Below are 14,827 nucleotides of genomic sequence, written 5' to 3'. Positions count from 1 at the left end.
CCCTTCTGCTCCCCTCCCGCTTGCGGGAGGGGCTGGGGGTGGGGCTGTAAGCGCGTCGAATGGTTCCAGGTCATTCCCTCCCCTAACCCCTCCCGCAAGCGGGAGGGGAAGATGGGCCCGCTAGGCTTCGGCCTGTCGATCGAGCCGCAGCTCTGGGCGCTGATCTTCGTGATGGTCCGCGTCGGCGCGGCGTTCGTCGCCGCGCCCGTGTTCAGCGCGGTCGGCATCCCGCTCGTCGTGCGCGTCACGCTGTCTGGGGCGATCGGGGTGCTGGTGCTCGCAGTCCACCCGATCACCCCGCCCGAACACGTCTTCGCGCTCGCGACGATCCTCTCGGTCGCCGCCGAAGCCTTGGTCGGGCTCGCGCTCGGCTTCGTGCTGCAGATCGCCTTTGCCGCGCCGATGATCGCGAGCGAGGTGATCGGCACCTCGATGGGGATCGGCTTTGCCTCGGCGATCGACCCGCAAAACGGCAAATCGACCCCCGCGCTCGGCCAGTTCTTCTCGATGATGCTCACTTTGCTGTTCCTCAGCGTCAACGGCCACCTGATCCTCGTCGAGATGATCGTGAAGAGCTATGTCGCGCTCCCGCCCGGCGGCGCCTGGCTGAAACCGCAACAGCTCGAGAACATCGCCTTTTTCGGCGGCTACACCTTTCTGGCAGGCCTCCTGCTCGCGCTCCCGGTCGGCTTCCTGCTGCTCTGCCTCAACCTCATCGTCGGGATGATCTCGCGCTCGGCGCCGTCGCTCAACCTGTTCGCGGTCGGCCTGCCCGCGAGCCTCGCGGTCGGCGTCGTCGCGCTCGCGCTCGGCTTTCCGGCGATGGGCGATTATCTGCTCGTCATCATCGATGAAGGCCTCGCCGCGACGCAATCGCTGGTGCTCGGCTGATGGCAGACGAATATGGCGAAAAGACAGAAGCGCCAACCGCCAAGCGCAAACGCGATGCGGCCGAAAAGGGCGACGTCCTCAAATCCCGCGAACTCGCCACCGCGTTGATGATGCTCGCCGGCTGCGGCTGGCTCGCCTTCATGGGCCCGTCGCTGGTCGGCGCGTGCAAGGAGGTGATGATGTCGAGCTTCGCGTTCGACCATCGCGACATCGAGGATTTCTCCCCCTTCCGCCCGCTCATCCAGAGCGGCTGGAAGCTCGCGCCGTCGGTGATCTCGCTGCTCGCGCTGACGATCGTCGCGGCGATCGTCAGCCAGGCGGGCCTCGGTCATCTCAGCTTCAACGGCTCGCTGCTCGCCCCCAAGGGAGCGCGGATCAACCCGGCGTCTGGCCTCAAGCGGATCTTCGGACCGCAAGGGTGGATCGAGCTCGGCAAGTCGCTGCTCAAGGTCGTCCTGCTCGGCGCGATCGGCTGGCACATGCTCGACCAGGTCGCGCACGCCACGATCGGGCTCGCCTCGACCAATATCGGCACCGCGGTCGGCGTGCTCGGCAGCACCTTCACCGGTGTGCTGTTCGCGATGGCCGGCGGGCTCGTCGTCATCGCCGGGATCGACGTCCCGCTGCAGATCTTCCAGTTGCTCCGCAAACTGCGCATGTCGAAACAGGATCTGCGCGACGAGCATAAGGAAACCGAAGGCTCGCCCGAGGCGAAGGGCGCGATGCGCCAGCGCCAGCGCGAGATGTCGAAGCGCTCGATGCGCGGCGCGGTGAGCGAGGCGCATGTCATCCTCACCAACCCGACGCACTTCGCGGTCGCGTTGCGCTACAATCGCGAGAGCGACCAGGTGCCCGTCGTCGTCGCCAAGGGGCGCGGCGTGGTCGCGCTGGCGATCCGCGAGCTCGGCGCAGAGGCGCGCGTGCCGGTGCTCGAATATCCGTCGCTCGCCCGCGCGGTCTATTACACCAGCCGCGAGGGCCAGGAAGTCCGCGACGATCTCTACGTCGCGCTGGCGACGATCCTCGCCTTTGTCTTCGGGCTCAACAGCCAGGCGGGCGCCACCGCGGCGCCGCCGCGGGTGCAGGTGCCGCCGAGTGCGCGCTTCGACGAGAATGGCGTGAAGGAAAGCTAAAGCTTTCGGGCGTTTCGTCGTTCTTTCGAATGAGCGCTTTTCCGGGACGATGATATGGTGACGACCACCGCGACGACTGCGACGACGCCCACGACCTCGACCGCGACGGTCTCGGGCTCTTCGATCCTGACCTCGCTCGGCGCCGGGTCGGGGGTCGATACGGCAGGTCTGATCAAGTCGCTCGTCAGCGCGCAGTTCGCCGCGAAGAACGCCTCGCTCAGCGCACAGGACACCGCGCTCAACGCGCAAATCTCCTCGGTCGCCAAGGTTCAGAGCGCGATCACCAGCTTCGCCTCGGCGCTGAGTTCGCTCGTCTCCGGCGGCAGCCTCGCCTCGCAGCCGACGAGCAGCGATTCGAGCGTGCTGACCACGACCGCGCTGCCGGGTGCGCGGCTGTCGGGCCTGTCGACGCAGGTCTCCGTCGAGAGGCTGGCGACCGCACAGACCGCGATCGCCAGCTTCCCGGGCGGGGCACCGACCTTTGCCGATGGCGGTACGCTGACGCTCTCCTTCGGCACCGCGGCCGACGACGCCGTCTCGTCGGTTACGCCACCATCCGATGGGATCCAGATCGCGATCCCGCAAGGCGCCACGCTCGCGCAGGTCGCTTCGGCGATCACTGCGAACGGCAAGGGGCTCACCGCCTCGGTGGTGACCGACGTCAACGGCGACGCCTATCTGTCGCTGAAAGGGCCGACCGGTACGGCGCAGGCCTTCACGCTCAGCGGCACCGGCAGCCTGGCGCAGCTCAACGTCGGCGGCAAAAGCCCCGCGGCGACGATCAACGGCCAGGCGGGCAACGCCAAGGTGACCGTCGACGGCGTCAGCGTCGAGCGCGCCAGCAACACGATCACCGACCTGGTCGCCGGCGTCAAACTGACGCTCACCGGCCTGTCGCCGACGACCAGCGCGACCAAGGCCGACGGCACCCCGACGACCGTCGCCAAGCCCGTCTCGCTCGGCAGCACGACACCGAGCGACGGGATCGCCCAGGCGGTCAACGATTTCGTGACGACCTACAACCAAGTGCTCGCCGAGCTGAAGACCGAGACCGATCCGGCGACGGGCCCGCTGCGCAGCGATTACAACGCGACCAACCTGCTGCGCTCGCTGCGCGGGCTCACGCTGACGACGCTCTCGACCGGGGGTGCGCCGGGCGACCCGGTCAACCTCGCCTCGATCGGCGTCGCCACCAACAAGGACGGCACGCTCAGCGTCGATTCGTCCAAGCTCAACACCGCATTGCTCAAGACTCCCGCCGCGGTCGAGGCGCTGTTCGCCAACGGCACCGGCGCGAGCGGAGGCGGGCTTGCCGCCGCGCTCAACACGATCACCACCGCGGCGACCAGCAACAAGGTCGTGATCAACGGCCAAGCCGAAAGCACCGGCCTCGTCGGCAGCACTCAGCTCTACACCGCCAGGCTCGCCAAGGTGACCGACGCCGAAGCGCAGGTGACCACCGACACCGCCGCCTATCAGGAGCGCCTCACCAAGCAATATGCCGCCTCCGACGCGATCGTCGCGGCGTATAAAGCGAGCGCGAGCGCGCTGCAGAGCCAGATCGACCAGTGGAACAAGACGAGCGGATGAGCCTCGCCTACGCCACGGCCATCGGCCGCAATCCCGAGGCGACCTATCGCCAGATCGAACTCGCCGGGCAGACCGCCGAGGCCGACGGGCCGGCTCTCGTCCAACTCCTCTACGACGAAGCGATCCGCGCTTTGCGCGGCGCCGCCTGGGCGGCCGAGAACGGCAATTATGCGATGAAGAGCGACAAGGTGACGCGCGCCACCGCGATCCTCTTCGCGCTCGAGGCCGGGCTCGATTTCACCGCGGGCGGCACGGTCGCCCCGGCGCTCGCCAAACTCTATGCCGGCGCGCGCCATACCGTGGTCAACGCCGCGATCGGCCATGATCCGCGGCCGTTCCGCGAGGTCGCCGATACGCTCGACGAAATCGGCCAGGCGTGGCGCTCGGTCCGCGCGGCCTGAGGCGTCAGCCGAACCAGCGCTTCATCGAGAAATAGCCGATGATGCCGACCGTGATCGCGATGCACACCCCGCCGATCGCATCGAACGCCCACGGCTCCTTGGCGAAGGGCAGCCCCTCGACGTTCATGCCGTAAAGGCCGGTGAGGAAGGTCAGCGGCAGGAAGATCAGCGCGACGATCGAGATCAGCAGCGAGCGCGAATCGATCTGTTCGGCGCGCAGGTCGGTCAGCGCCTCGTGCATCAGCGCCGAGCGTTCGCGGATCGCCTCGAGTTCCTCGGCCATCCGCGCGGCGCGGTCGGCGGCGGAATTGAGGTGGAGCCGGTCGTCGTCCTGCAGCCAGTCGCACGGCAGCGCGGCGAGCTTCTCGAGCGCAGCGCGCTGCGGCGTCAGGAAGCGGCGATAGCCAATCGCCGCGACGCGCACCTTGGTGACGCCGCGGCGCAGCACGAACACCTTGTCGGCATCGAGATCGGCCTCGCAATCGTCGAGGCTGTCGCCGAGATCGGCGACTTCGGGATCGAGCTCCTCGGTGATCGCCACCGCGAATTCGGCGATCAGGTCACCGGGGTCGCGGATCGTCCCGCCTTCGATCTGCTTGACCACGTCGTCGACCGCGGTGACCGACCGCCGCGTCACCGAGATCACCCGCCCCGCCATCGCCCAGATGCGGATCGAGGCGAGCGGGTCCGAGGCGGTCATCGCCTCGTTCGACCGCCCGCGCAGATTGAGGAAGGCGCCGTCGCCGAGCGCCTCGCAGCGCGGCCGCGATTCGCTCGTGGTGAGCGCGTCGACGACATAGTCGGGGACTTGCGCGACACCGCTCAGCCACGCCTGGGCCTGCTCGTTGTTGCTGGTGAGGTGAACCCAGACCAGATCGCCCGGTGTATCGAGCGCTTTCTCGATATCGACGCGTTCGGCCTTGCCGTCGGCGACCCGGTACGCAAATCCACTCATTGCCATTCCACCCAAATCGTCAGGCCCGCTTCGCGCGTAACGGGCGGCGTGTCGCAGAGGATCCGCACTGCATCGGCGCGCGCGCGGTCGAGGATCGCGGCCGGCGCGTGTGCCGGGGCATAGATCCGGTCGGCGAGCGCGAGCGCGCGCGCCTCGCCGAGCGTGAGTTCGTCGGGATCGGCCGAGCGCAGCTTCAGCGTGAAGAGCCGGTCGGTCGGGGCCGCGGGCATCATCAGCCACGTCTCGACCGCCTCGGGGGGTGCCGCGAGCGGATCGAGCGCGCCCCCTTGCGCGAAAGCGGCGCCGAGCGCGCGCCGCCGCGTATCGAGCGCCGGGAACGCGAGCCGGATCGCGGCGCGCAAGGCGTAGAGCCGGTCGGCGAGCGGCCCGAGCGTCGCCGGGAGCAGCGCCTCGAGCCGCTGGCGCAACGCCGCCGCGAGACCCGCCGACGCGCCGCCGGTGCCGATCGCGATCAGCACCGGACTGCGGTCGATGATCGCGGGCAGCGTGAAGTCGCACTGATCGGGCCGGTCGACCGCGTTGATCAGCACGCCGCGCGCCTGAAGCCGGGCGATCGCCGCCTGCGCTTCCGCCTCGTCCTCGATCGCGACGATCGCGAGCGCGGCGCTAGCCTCCTCGCCGACGATCATCGCGCCCGCGCGTTCGAGCAGCCGGCGCTTCGCCTCGGCCGGCTCGCCTTCGCCGAGCAGCATCACCGGCCGGCCCGCCAGCCGCACGAACAGCGGCAGGCTGTGCAGGCTCACGCCTCGGACGCTTCGGGCTTCAGCCATTCGGGGACGCGCTCGGCGGCGAGCACCGTCTCGGGCAGGATGCGGTCGGCGACGACGGCGAAGCGGTCGCCGTCGACGAGCACCTCTGCCACCCATGCGCGGCTGTTATAGGTCGACGACATCGTCGCGCCATACGCGCCTGCGGTGCGGAACACCGCGAGGTCGCCGCGCTTCACCACGTCGATCTCGCGCCCCATCGCGAAGGTGTCGCCGGTCTCGCACACCGGTCCGGCGATATTGGCGGTCATCCGTTCACCGCTCGGACGGACCGCGGCGAAATCGTGCCAGGCGTCGTACATCGCGGGGCGCGCGAGATCGTTCATCGCCGCATCGACGATGACATAGGGCGTCGGCACGCCGGGCTTGACCCAGATCACCTCGGTCAGCAGCACCCCGGCATTGCCCGCGATGAAGCGGCCGGGCTCGAACATCAGCCGCACGCCCCAATCCCTGGTGACGCGCGCGACCATCGCGCCATATTCGGCCGGGCTCGGGAAGCTCTCGCCCACACGATAGGGGATGCCAAGACCGCCGCCGAGATCGACGCGCTCGATCGGATGGCCGGCGGCGCGCAGCTCGGCGACCAAGGCGCCGATCCGCGCATAGGCGGCTTCGAGCGGGCCGAGGTCGCTCAACTGGCTGCCGATATGCATCGCCACGCCGCGCATCGCGAGCCCGGGCAGCGCCGCGAGCCGCGCGAAGATCGCGGGCGCCTGGTCGATCGGCACGCCGAACTTGTTCTCGCGCTTGCCGGTCGAGATCTTGGCATGCGTGCCGGCATCGACGTCGGGATTGACGCGCAGCGTCGCATCGGCGCGCAGCCCCCGCGCGGCGGCGATCTGCGCGAGCACCATGCCCTCTTCCTCGAGCTCGAGGTTGAACTGGCCGAGCCCGACGTCGAGCGCGGCGTTCAGCTCGGCGTCGGTCTTGCCGACGCCCGAGAAGACGATGTCCGCCGCCGGAATCCCCGCCGCCAGCGCACGCGCCAACTCGCCGCCCGAGACGACATCCGCGCCGTACCCCGCCTTGGTGAGCACCCTCAGCACGCCGAGATTGGGGTTGGCCTTGATCGCATAAGCGAGGTGGACGTCGCCCGCCCCCGCCAGCCCTTCGCGGAAGGCGCGCGCGTTCTGCTCGAACATCGCGGAGGAATAGACATAGACCGGCGTGCCGACCGCCTCGGCGATCGCCGCGAGCGGCACGCCTTCACAGTGCAGCGCGCCATCGACGAGCGAGAAATGATCCATCGAATGAAAGCCTGTCAGTTGGGAGGCGGAAGGCTGAACTCGTCGCTCCGGCGTTCCGCGGAATTGGTGAGCACCTCGTCGCTGCGCAGCGGCCGTTCCTGGTTGGTCGGTTTGAGCAGATCGGCGGGGGTCGGCGTCGCTTTCGCGCCGTAGGGCGCGACGGGGAGCGATTTCCCCTCGGCCGGTTTCAAGCTCGACGCCGCACCGCATCCGGCGAGCAGCAAGGCGACGCAGAACCCGAGAGCCAGACCGTGTTTCATGCCGTCTTCCCTTCGCGCGCCGCAGCGATCGCGCCGCGCACCCGCACCGGCGCGGTGCCGCCGAAACTCACGCGGCTGGCGACCGAGGCATCGACCGACAGCACGTCGTAGACGCGCTCGTCGATCCGGCTGTCGATCGCCTGCAATGCGGTCAGCGGCAGCGCGTCGAGCTTGAGCCCGAGCGCTTCCGCGCGCGCGACCGCCTGGCCGGTGATGTGATGCGCCTCGCGGAACGGCACGCCCGCCTCGCGCACCAGCCAGTCGGCGAGATCGGTCGCGGTGGCGAAGCCCGCCTCCGCGACTTCACGCATCCGCGGCGTTCGGAAGGTCGCGCTCTCGACCATCCCGGTCATCGCCGCGATCGACAGGCCGAGCAGATCGTACGCCTCGAACACCGGCGGCTTGTCGTCCTGCATGTCCTTCGAATACGCCAGCGGCAGGCCCTTCATCGTCACCATCAGCGCGGTCATGCAGCCGAGGATGCGGCCCGCATGGCCGCGCACCAGCTCGGCGGCGTCGGGATTGCGCTTCTGCGGCATGATCGAGCTGCCGGTCGACCATTGATCCGACAAAGCGACGAAGCCGAACGGCTGCGACGCCCACAGCACGAATTCCTCGGCGAGCCGCGACAGGTGGAGCGAGCATTGCGTCGCGCAGGTCAGATACTCGATCGCGAAGTCGCGGTCGGACACGCCGTCGAGCGAGTTGCGCGTCGGGCCATCGAAACCGAGCGCCGCCGCCGTCATCGCGCGGTCGATCGGGAAGCCCGTGCCGGCGAGCGCCGCCGAGCCGAGCGGCGACAGGTTCATCCGCTTGCGCGCATCGGCAAAGCGGCTGCGGTCGCGCGCGATCATCTCGTGATACGCCATCAGATGATGGCCGAGCGTCACCGGCTGTGCGCTCTGGAGATGCGTGAAGCCGGGCATGACGCTGTCGGCATGTTCTTCCGCGCGCGCCAGCAGCGCATCCTGGAAGGGGACGAGCGCGGCCTCGACCTCGTCGATCGCATCGCGCACCCACAGCTTGAAGTCGGTCGCGACCTGATCGTTGCGCGAGCGTGCGGTGTGCAGCCGCCCCGCGACCGGCCCGATCGCCGCCGCGAGCCGCGATTCGCTCTGCATGTGAATATCTTCGAGCGCCATGTCCTCGGCGACGCCGTGCGCCTCGTACTGCGCGGCAACCATGTCGAGACCCGCGGAAATCGCCGATGCATCGTCCGCCGCAACTATTCCCGTCGCGCCGAGCATCGCGACATGCGCCTTCGATCCGGCGATGTCCTGCCGCCAGAGCCGCTTGTCGAACGGGATCGAGGCATTTATCGAACGCATGACCGCGGCCGGACCCTCGGCGAAGCGCCCACCCCACATCGCATTGGACGTGCCCATGTTGTTTCGCTCGGTGATCGCTTCGGTCCTGCTGCTCGTGCTAGCCGGGTGCGATAAGCAAGTCTCGTCCAACGGGCAAGCGGAGGTCGCGCCGAACGGCACCGCGCCCGCCGCCCCCGCCGCCGCCGCGCCCGAGGCCAGCAAGATCGATCGCAGCCACAAGGGCGAGGCCGCGCCGACGCTCAGCTTCGAGGATCCGGCAGGCAAACCGACCAGCCTCGCCGCGTTCAAGGGCAAGCCGCTGCTCGTCAATCTGTGGGCGACGTGGTGCGGCCCGTGCGTCAAGGAGATGCCGACGCTCGACCAGGCCGCCGCGAACATCGCGGTCGCGACGATCAGCCAGGACAAGGACCGCCCGACCGTCGCCGCCTTCTTCGCCAAGCAGAAGTTCACCCGGCTCCAGCCCTATCTCGACAAGGAATTGGGCTTCAGCCTGGCGTACAACGCCAGCCTGCCGATGAGCATCCTGTTCGATTCGACCGGCCATGAAGTGTGGCGCAGCACGGGCGGAATGGACTGGACCAGCGCCGCCGCCAAGGCCGCGCTCGGCGAGGCGAAGTAACATGGCCGATCTCGCGATCCTCTACGAGCATCCGGCCTGGTTCACCCCGCTGTTCGCCGCGCTCGACCGGCGCGGCGTCGATTATGTCGCGGTCACGCCCGACGGCGCGTTCGACCCGGCCGACACGACCCCTCCAGCACGACTCGTGTTCAACCGCATCGCGATGTCGAGCTTCCTGCGCGCGAGCGAACATCCGATCTTCTATGCGACCGCGTTGCTCGACCATTGGCGACGCGGCGGGGCGACGATCGTCAACGGGCCCGAAGTGCTAGCGATCGATTCGTCGAAGGCGCGGCAATTGTCGCTGATCGCTTCGCTCGGTCTGGCGATCCCGGCGACGCGTATCGTCCACCGCGCGGCCGACGTCGTCGCGGCGGCGCAGGCGATCGGCTTCCCGCTCGTCGTGAAGGCCAATATCGGCGGATCGGGCGCGGGGATCACGCGCTTCGATAATCTCGCCGAGCTGCGCTACGCGGTCGAGGCGGGCGAACTGCCGAGCAGCGTCGACGGCGTGCTGCTGGTGCAGGATTACGTCCCGGCGCGCGACGGCCGCGTCACGCGGATCGAGACGCTCGACCGCACATTCCTCTACGCGCTCGACATCGCGGGGGGCGGCGCGTTCGATCTGTGCCCGGCCGACGCCTGTGTCGACGACGCCGCGCCGATCGCGATGGTCGCGACCGACCCCGGTCCCGCCTTGCGCGACGCCGCCGAACGGATCGCGCAGGCGGTCGATCTCGACGTCGGCGGGATCGAGGTGATGATCGACGATCGCGACGGGACTCCGCGCTTCTACGACATCAACGCGCTTTCCAACTTCGTCGCCAAGCCACATGATGTGCTGGGTTATGATCCGCACGACCAGCTTGTCGACTATCTCATCGCACGACTCGAGGCTCTCTGATGCGTTACGGTTACTGGATGCCGGTGTTTGGCGGGTGGCTGCGCAATGTGGCCGACGAGCCCGAGGCGAGCTGGGCCTATGCCAAGCGCCTAACACAGCGCGCCGAGCAGATCGGGTACGACTTGACGCTGATCGCCGAGCTCAACCTCAACGACATCAAGGGGATCGAACAGCCCGCGCTCGACGCCTGGTCGACCGCCGCCGCGCTCGCCGCGGTGACCGAGACGATCGAGCTGATGGTCGCGGTGCGCCCGAACTTCCATCACCCTGCCCTGTTCGCCAAGGCGGCGGCGAACATCGACCAGATTTCGGGCGGGCGGCTCGCGCTCAACGTCGTCTCCTCGTGGTGGGCCGACGAAGCCAAGCAATACGGCCTGCAGTTCGACCAGCATGACGATCGCTACGCGCGCACCGACGAGTGGCTGCAGGTCGTCGATGGGCTGTGGACCCAGCAGCGCTTCGACTTCACGGGTCAGTTCTACCAGACCGAGCAGGCGATCTGCGCGCCCAAGCCCGCGCACAGGCCGGTCGTCTATGCCGGCGGCGAGAGCGAGAAGGCCAAGGCGATGATCGCCGCACGCTGCGACGCCTATGTCATGCACGGCGACCCGGTCGAGGCGATCGCCCCCAAGATCGCCGACATGGCGGCACGGCGCGAAGCGGCCGGCGGCGCGCCGATGCAATACGGCATGGCCGCCTATGCGATCGTCCGCGACAGCGAGGCCGAGGCACGGCGCGAACTCGCGCGGATCACCACCGTCACCGACCTTCCGCCAGGCTATGCCAATTTCGACCAGTGGCTGTCGGGAACGCAGTTGGAGCGGGAGATGAAGCTGCAGGAATATGCGGTGTCGAACCGGGGCTTGCGGCCCAATCTGGTCGGCACGCCCGAGCAGCTCAAGGAACGGATCGCCGAATATGAAGCGGCGGGGCTCGACCTGCTGCTGCTCCAGATGAGCCCGCAGGAAGAGGAAATGGAGCGCTTCGCCGCGCAGGTGATCGGGACGGTCGCGAACTAGACTAGCGGTAGACCCAGTGCCACACCCCGGCCGCGACACCCGCGATCGGCAAATGCGCCCAGGTCGCGACGAGCCAGATCACCACCCCGCCGGCAATGTCGTGCGGCCGGAACCCGCCGAACGCCGCGCGCCGCTGCGCGATCGCGACGAACGGCCAATAGCTCGTCTTGCGCTCCCAATCGCGCCATAGCTCGGGTTGGAGCGCTTCCTTCTTGCGATCCTGCAGCGCCGCGCCGACCAGCGACAGGATGATGATCGCCGTCGCGACGACGATATTGGCGGCGATCGGATAGACCGCGATGTGGCACAGCCCCCACAGCGCGAACGCCCATAGCATCGGATGGCGCGTGACGCTGAAGACACCGCGCGCAGCCGCCGGCGCTGCTGCGACGGGTGGCCCTGGAAGCGCGGGATTGCCGAGCAGCGACCCCATCAACAGGATGCTCGCCACCAGCATGACGAGCGTGACCGGCCCCCAGATCCCCTCTCCCACCGCCCAGAGCGCCGCGGTGGCGGGCGCGGTCCGATAGGCATGCGCGAGCCAGCCGAGCGTCGCAAAGGCGACCAGCGCATACACGCCAATGAACCCGTTCGCGCCGATCGCCCGAACGATCGGCGCGCGCAGCGGATGCGACAGTAGGAAATGCGTCCCCACGAACGCCACCGCCGCAGCGATCACCATGCTAATGCCGTCCATCGTCTTTCCCCCTCGAGAAAAGCCCCGGACGGCACGATCGCAGCGACGACCGCCCGGTGCGTCAGTCTACCCCGTGCATCAGCCTCTTCAACCACGGCGAGATGACGAGCAGCACCACGCCCGCGCCGATCGTCAGCTCGCCGCCGGTCATGAAGGTCGCGAGATAGGTGTTGAGCGCGAGCTCGGGGTTGGTCACCTGGCCGCCGACGGTCTGCACCGCCGCCGCCTGTGCGGCCGCACCCGCGAGATATTCGCCGACCGAGATCGACAGATACCACACCCCCATCATCATGCCGACGATTCGTCCGATCGACAGCTTCGTGATCATCGACATGCCGACCGGCGAGATGCACAATTCGGCGATCGAGTGGAGGAAATAGGTCAGCACCAGCCACCACAGCGACACGCGGAACGCGCCGTCGGCGGTCGATCCGCTCAGCGCCAGCACGACGAAGCCGAGGCCGACCAGCAGCAGCGCCAGCCCGAACTTGACCTGGATCGACGGCTCCCAGCCGCGCTTGGCGAGCGCCAGCCACACGAAGCTCAGCACCGGCGCGAAGCCGACAACGAACAGCGGGTTGAACTGCTGCGTCGTCGCCGCCGACATGGTGAAGCCGAAGATCGACAGATCGGTGTTGCGATCGGCGAACAGCGTCAGCGACGAGGCCGCCTGCTCGAACAGCGTCCAGAAGGTGACGTTGAACACGACGAGGATGATCGCCGCGAGCATCATCTGGAATTCGACCTTGTTGCCAACGCGCGCCGCCCAGATCGGAATGCCGATCACCGCGGCAAGGAATGCGACGAACAGCACTTTGCCGAGGAACGGCGTCGCCGCGATATAGCCGGCAAGCCCGCTGCCCGCCGCCGCGACCGGTGCGGTCATCACATTGTGGAAGACGAACCAGAACACCGCCACCGAAGCGAGCGCGAGCCCGTAGATCAGCGGTGCGCGGTCACGCCCCGACTGGACCGGCGGCTCGCCATAGCCCGACAGGCGCCCGCCATCGAACTGCGTCATCGCCCAGCCGACCACCTGCACCGCCGAGACGATCAGGAACCCCGCCCACCAGCCGAACAGGCCGACCAGCAAGGGGCAGAAGATCTGCCCGAGGATCGAGCCGATGTTGATCCCGGCGTAGAAGATCGTGAAGCCCGCGTCGCGGCGGCGGTCGTCCTTGGCGTAGAGCGCGCCGACGATCGTCGCGATATTGGGTTTGAAGAAGCCGTTGCCGATCACGATCAGGCTGAGCGCGAGCAGCAGCAGTCCGGTGTAGAACGGCGGCCGGTCGGCGCCGGCGCTGAACGAAGCGGCGGGCACGGTGCGCGTGACGGTCTTGCCATCGAGCAGCTCGACCGAGCCGTTGGCGAGGCCGTGGATGGTGAGCGTCTTGCCGTCGATTTGTACCGTCTGCGGCGCGTCGCTCGTCCCCATCACGGTGGCAGCGGGCGCCTGGGACACCGCATAACGCTGGCCCTCGATCGTCGCATAGGGCGTGCCCTGCGGCCCGCCGAAGCAGAGCAGCAGATAGCCGACCGCCATCACCAGCGCGCCGAACTTCACCGCGCGCTTCGACCCGAGGTAGCGGTCTGCCAGCAGCCCGCCGACCACCGGGGTCAGATAGACCAGGCTGAGATAGCCGCCGACGATGCCGCTCGCTTCGTGATCGGCCATCAGGAAATGCTTGGTGAGATAGATCACCAGCACCGCGCGCATGCCGTAGAAGCCGAAGCGCTCCCACATCTCGATCGTGAACAACCGCCGCAACTGCCGCGGATGGCCGAGCCAGGTGAGCTGCGTCGGATCGACGTGGCTGATATCCGGCTCTACCGGACTGTTCGCGGTCGGCGTTTCTACCATTAGGTGTCCCTGAAATGCGTGTCGACGCAGCGGTGAGCGGCGTCATTTGGTTGCAGGCGAGACTAGCGGCTTGGACGACGGTGTAAATATGCGCGCGTTCCCGCTACAGCGCGGCGATGCTCAACGACTCGTCCACCCCGCTCTCGCTCCTCGCCACGCGCCGCTCGGGCAAGCCGCGCGATCTCGTCGCGCCGGGGCCCGATGCGGCGCAGCTCGACACGATCCTGCAGATCGCCGCGCGCGTCCCCGATCACGGCAAGCTCGCACCGTGGCGCTTCGTGATCGTCGCGCCCGAACAGCGCGCCGCGCTCGCCCGCGTGATCACCGACGCGTATCGCGCCGAAGGTCCGCAGGCGTCGCAGAAGGACCTCGATTCGCTTGATCAATTTGCGCATCAGGCCCCCACGCTCGTCGTGATCCTGTCGTCGCCGCGCACCGACAGCCCGATCCCCTTGTGGGAACAGCAATTGTCGGCAGGCGCCGCGGCGATGAACTTGCTTCAGGCAACGCATGCGCTCGGTTTCGCGGGTGGCTGGCTAACCGGCTGGGCGAGCGCATCGGACGCGGTACGCGATGCATTCGGCGCGGCACCGGAACGGATCGTCGGCTTCTTCTTTCTTGGAACGCCCGCCAGGCAATTAGACGAACGTCCTCGCCCCGATACGAGCAAGATTATTTCGCGCTGGAATGGCTGAGCTCTGGACCTTTTTGCCCGCTGCTGTATTATAGCAGCATGACAGCCCTGAACAGCGAAGACAGCCCGGTCTATATCAAATTACGCGGCACGATCTCGGCCGCGATCCTGCGCGGCGACTTCCGCGCGGGCGACCAGCTCCCCTCGGTCCGCGCGCTCGCCGCCGAACATGGCGCCAACCCGCTCACCGTCGCCAAAGCGTATCAGAGCTTCCAGGACGACGGCTATGTCGAGGTCCGCCGCGGGGTCGGGATGTTCGTGCTGCCCGGCGCGGCCGAAAAGCTCCGCGCCGCCGAGCGCAAGCATTTCATTACGACAAGCTGGCCGCGGATCGCGGCGCATATTGAACTGCTCGGGCTCGACGTCGGCGACCTGCTGGAACGCGAGAAGGCCTGACCGGGTCAGCCCAGCCGGAAGCACTGCTTTCGGCCGGGCCT

General features: G+C 68.1%; 16 protein-coding genes. 9 read left to right on the top strand and 7 right to left on the bottom strand.

Going from position 1 to position 14,827, the window contains the following annotated elements; translation table 11 throughout:
• Positions 1-111 precede the first annotated feature (111 nt).
• Genes fliR through RH90_RS05995 form a run of 4 tightly spaced genes read left to right on the top strand, consistent with a single transcriptional unit; the run spans position 112 to position 4,015 of the window.
• Positions 112-891, top strand: a complete 780-nt coding sequence (fliR, locus tag RH90_RS06010) for a flagellar biosynthetic protein FliR (RefSeq protein WP_010184508.1) — start codon at positions 112-114, stop codon at positions 889-891.
• Positions 891-2,024, top strand: coding sequence for an EscU/YscU/HrcU family type III secretion system export apparatus switch protein (locus RH90_RS06005; RefSeq protein ID WP_010184506.1), 1,134 nt, complete (start codon positions 891-893; stop codon positions 2,022-2,024). The genes fliR and RH90_RS06005 overlap by 1 nt, the downstream gene beginning before the upstream one ends.
• A gap of 54 nt (positions 2,025-2,078) precedes the next feature.
• Complete coding sequence (gene fliD / locus RH90_RS06000) at positions 2,079-3,614, top strand: flagellar filament capping protein FliD (RefSeq protein WP_010184504.1); 1,536 nt, start codon at positions 2,079-2,081, stop codon at positions 3,612-3,614.
• A complete protein-coding gene (locus tag RH90_RS05995; RefSeq protein ID WP_010184503.1) occupies positions 3,611-4,015 on the top strand; it encodes a flagellar export chaperone FliS in 405 nt (134 codons plus the stop codon). Before fliD ends, RH90_RS05995 begins: the two co-directional genes overlap by 4 nt.
• 4 nt (positions 4,016-4,019) lie before the next feature.
• Here the strand turns inward: RH90_RS05995 and RH90_RS05990 are convergent, their stop codons facing one another.
• The 5 genes from RH90_RS05990 to argH are packed head-to-tail and all read right to left on the bottom strand — an operon-like array spanning position 4,020 to position 8,635.
• On the bottom strand, positions 4,020-4,970 hold the full coding sequence (locus tag RH90_RS05990; protein WP_010184502.1) for a zinc transporter ZntB: 951 nt from the start codon (positions 4,968-4,970) through the stop codon (positions 4,020-4,022).
• A complete protein-coding gene (locus tag RH90_RS05985; RefSeq protein ID WP_010184501.1) occupies positions 4,967-5,734 on the bottom strand; it encodes a precorrin-2 dehydrogenase/sirohydrochlorin ferrochelatase family protein in 768 nt (255 codons plus the stop codon). The genes RH90_RS05990 and RH90_RS05985 overlap by 4 nt, the downstream gene beginning before the upstream one ends.
• Complete coding sequence (gene lysA, locus RH90_RS05980; RefSeq protein ID WP_010184500.1) at positions 5,731-7,008, bottom strand: diaminopimelate decarboxylase; 1,278 nt, start codon at positions 7,006-7,008, stop codon at positions 5,731-5,733. Before lysA ends, RH90_RS05985 begins: the two co-directional genes overlap by 4 nt.
• A 14-nt stretch (positions 7,009-7,022) precedes the next feature.
• Entirely contained in the window at positions 7,023-7,268 is a 246-nt protein-coding gene (locus RH90_RS05975) for a hypothetical protein (protein WP_010184499.1), read from the bottom strand.
• On the bottom strand, positions 7,265-8,635 hold the full coding sequence (gene argH, locus RH90_RS05970) for an argininosuccinate lyase (RefSeq protein ID WP_086011217.1): 1,371 nt from the start codon (positions 8,633-8,635) through the stop codon (positions 7,265-7,267). The genes RH90_RS05975 and argH overlap by 4 nt, the downstream gene beginning before the upstream one ends.
• Before the next feature lie 16 nt (positions 8,636-8,651).
• On the opposite strand from argH, the gene RH90_RS05965 reads away from it, so the two are divergent.
• From RH90_RS05965 to RH90_RS05955, 3 genes are read left to right on the top strand one after another with little or no spacing between them, the layout of a single operon-like run.
• On the top strand, positions 8,652-9,215 hold the full coding sequence (locus RH90_RS05965; RefSeq protein WP_010184497.1) for a TlpA family protein disulfide reductase: 564 nt from the start codon (positions 8,652-8,654) through the stop codon (positions 9,213-9,215).
• 1 nt (position 9,216) lies between these two features.
• Entirely contained in the window at positions 9,217-10,119 is a 903-nt protein-coding gene (locus RH90_RS05960; RefSeq protein ID WP_010184496.1) for an ATP-grasp domain-containing protein, read from the top strand.
• Entirely contained in the window at positions 10,119-11,138 is a 1,020-nt protein-coding gene (locus RH90_RS05955) for an LLM class flavin-dependent oxidoreductase (protein ID WP_010184495.1), read from the top strand. Before RH90_RS05960 ends, RH90_RS05955 begins: the two co-directional genes overlap by 1 nt.
• A 1-nt stretch (position 11,139) precedes the next feature.
• Here RH90_RS05955 and RH90_RS05950 read toward each other — a convergent pair whose 3' ends face one another.
• The gene (locus RH90_RS05950; protein ID WP_029625075.1) at positions 11,140-11,835 is read right to left on the bottom strand and encodes an NnrU family protein; all 696 of its coding nucleotides are present in this window, start codon (positions 11,833-11,835) and stop codon (positions 11,140-11,142) included.
• A 61-nt stretch (positions 11,836-11,896) separates the two neighbouring features.
• The gene (locus tag RH90_RS05945; RefSeq protein ID WP_010184493.1) at positions 11,897-13,696 is read right to left on the bottom strand and encodes a peptide MFS transporter; all 1,800 of its coding nucleotides are present in this window, start codon (positions 13,694-13,696) and stop codon (positions 11,897-11,899) included.
• Between the two features lie 116 nt (positions 13,697-13,812).
• On the opposite strand from RH90_RS05945, the gene RH90_RS05940 reads away from it, so the two are divergent.
• Both RH90_RS05940 and RH90_RS05935 read left to right on the top strand, forming a co-directional pair.
• Entirely contained in the window at positions 13,813-14,391 is a 579-nt protein-coding gene (locus RH90_RS05940; protein ID WP_010184492.1) for a nitroreductase family protein, read from the top strand.
• 38 nt (positions 14,392-14,429) lie between these two features.
• The gene (locus tag RH90_RS05935; protein ID WP_010184491.1) at positions 14,430-14,786 is read left to right on the top strand and encodes a GntR family transcriptional regulator; all 357 of its coding nucleotides are present in this window, start codon (positions 14,430-14,432) and stop codon (positions 14,784-14,786) included.
• Positions 14,787-14,827: the final 41 nt, after the last annotated feature.

Source organism: Sphingomonas sp. PAMC 26605, assembly GCF_000241485.1.
Lineage (GTDB): Bacteria > Pseudomonadota > Alphaproteobacteria > Sphingomonadales > Sphingomonadaceae > Sphingomonas.
The sequence above is the reverse complement of the archived record's forward strand: the minus strand, read 5'-3'. Positions and strand labels throughout refer to the sequence as shown.